The organism is Streptomyces sp. SBT349 (assembly GCF_001083795.1).
GTDB lineage: Bacteria > Actinomycetota > Actinomycetes > Streptomycetales > Streptomycetaceae > Streptomyces.
In genome coordinates, this window is the sequence record NZ_LAVK01000603.1 from 1 (window position 1) to 2,108 (window position 2,108).

The following is a 2,108-nucleotide window of genomic DNA, read 5'->3' on the forward strand; positions in this document are numbered from 1 at the left end:
CCTTGGCCCCTCCCCTTCCTCCGCGGGCTCCCCCGGCGGCTCCCCCGGCGGCCTGCGCTGCCAGGGGATCACGGCCCGCACCACGCTCCTGGCCGCGTCCGCCCTGCGCGCTCCCGTGTGCTCGGGGCGCAGCCCGCCGGGGGCGGTGTCCTCCGGCTCGACCCGGCCGCCGTCCACCACCTCCACCGTCCCGATCCCGGCCTGGGCCAGGGCCGTCGCCACCGCCACGCCGACGCGGCCGGCGCCGCGCACCTGCACCCGCGCCCGGCGGCGCCCGGTCAGGGCCCGGAGCCCGCCGCCCGGCTCCCGGCGCAGCAGGGAGAGCGACGCGAGATCGGGCCGGAGACCGCCGGTGACCTGGGCCGCGGCCTCGCGGTCCGCCGTGGCGTCGTCGAGGACACCGGCCGCGGCGAGCTGCGCGGCCAGCCGGTCCGCGGCGCCCCGGCCGAGGCCGAGCGCGGCGGCGGCGTCCCGCAGCGCGGGCAGCGCCCGGGTGCCGTCGAGCAGGGACAGAAAGCTCTCCGTGGCGCTGTCCAGGGGTCCGAACAGCACCGAGTGCGCGGGGGTCACCCCGTACCTGACCGTCTGCCGGTCCCGCCAGCCCCGCCGCAGCGAAGGCTTGATCATCGGATGCATGAGGTCATCATGGGCCGGGACAGAGGTGACGCGTGTGATGTTTTCCACAGGAAGCCGAGATAATCCTACAAATAGGGCATGGGGAGCGGGTGTTGTGAACCGCCCTCACCGACCCGGTGTTCGACGGGCGGGACATACCGGGCTCACACCGGGTAACGTCGAGATGTGCCCGCCGATCCGCTGAACAGCGCCGGCCCGCCGCAGCGCATTCACCCGGCGGGCCGACCGGTGGTGGACGCAGAGCGGGACGATCGCGTCGAGGTCAGGCGCAGCGCGCGCCGCCGGCGCACCGTCTCCGCCTACCGCGAGGGCGACCGCACCATCGTCATGATCCCGGCCCGGATGACCGCGGACGAGGAACGGCGCTGGGTGACGGTGATGCTGGACAAGCTGGCAGCCCAGGAGGACCGCAGGATCCTCGACGACGACGCCCTCGCGAGCCGCGCGGCCGAGCTCTCCGAGCGCTATCTCCAGGGGCGCGCGCAGCCGGACAGTGTGCGCTGGGTGACGAATCAGAACGCCCGCTGGGGCTCCTGCACGCCCGCGCTCGGCAGCATTCGCCTGTCGCACCGCCTCCAGGGGATGCCCGAGTACGTGCTCGACTACGTGCTGCTCCACGAGCTGGCGCACCTGCTGGTGCCCGGCCACGGCCCGGGATTCTGGGAGCTGGTCGAGCGCTATCCGCGAACGGAGCGGGCCCGCGGCTTCCTGGAGGGCGTGGTCGCCGCCGAGCGCCTGCCCTACGTTCCCGGGCCCCGCGCGGACTGACCTTCTGCCGTCACTGTCCGCGAGAACGGCTAGTCTGGCCACCGCCGAATGTATGTCTTATCGGATGGGGGACGGACGTTACGTATGGTGACGAACTTCCAGCGCGGCCGGAAGGCCCGCCTCAGTGACCTGACTGCCGGGACGGACCTGTACGTGGGAGTGCAGATATCCGGTCCCGGGCTGGTCTTCGACATCAGCTGTTTCGGCCTCGACCAGGCCGAACAGCTCTCGGACGACCGGTACTTCATCTTCTACAACCAGCCGAAGTCCCCCGAGGAATCGCTCCAGCTCCTCGGCGCCCAGGCCGGTGACACCGAGTCCTTCCGGATCACGCTCGACAGGGTGCCGGAGACGATTCACCGGCTGGCCTTCACGGCGACCATCGACGGCGACGGCACCATGTCCCAGGTCTCCCCCGGGTATCTGCGGATCGTCGCGGGCGGCGAGGAGGTGGCGCGTTACGCCTTCGACGGCTCGGAGTTCACCACCGAACGGGCCGTCATGCTGGGCGACTTCTACCGCAAGGACGGCTGGCGGTTCGCCGCCGTCGGGCAGGGCTTCGACGGTGGACTGGCCGCGCTGCTGGCGCACTTCGGCGGCGAGGTCGCCGAGGAGGAGCCGCCGCCGCCGGCCGCTGGGGCGCCCGGGTTCGCGCCGCCGGGCGGCGCCGGCCGGCCGGCCCCCGGCTTCGCGCCACCCCCCGG

General features: G+C 73.3%; 3 protein-coding genes. 2 read left to right on the forward strand and 1 reads right to left on the reverse strand.

The window, feature by feature from the left end:
• A partial coding sequence (locus tag ADY01_RS35090; protein ID WP_049580888.1) for a ThiF family adenylyltransferase occupies positions 1-636 on the reverse strand: 636 nt, incomplete at its 3' end.
• Positions 637-801: 165 nt separating this feature from the next.
• Between ADY01_RS35090 and ADY01_RS35095 the strand changes: the two genes are divergently transcribed.
• Positions 802-1,404 carry a M48 family metallopeptidase gene (locus tag ADY01_RS35095; protein WP_049580889.1) on the forward strand — a complete coding sequence of 201 codons (603 nt, stop codon included), beginning with the start codon at positions 802-804 and terminating at the stop codon, positions 1,402-1,404.
• An 84-nt stretch (positions 1,405-1,488) separates the two neighbouring features.
• Positions 1,489-2,108: TerD family protein (locus ADY01_RS35100; protein WP_049580890.1), on the forward strand; the 620-nt coding region annotated here is incomplete at its 3' end.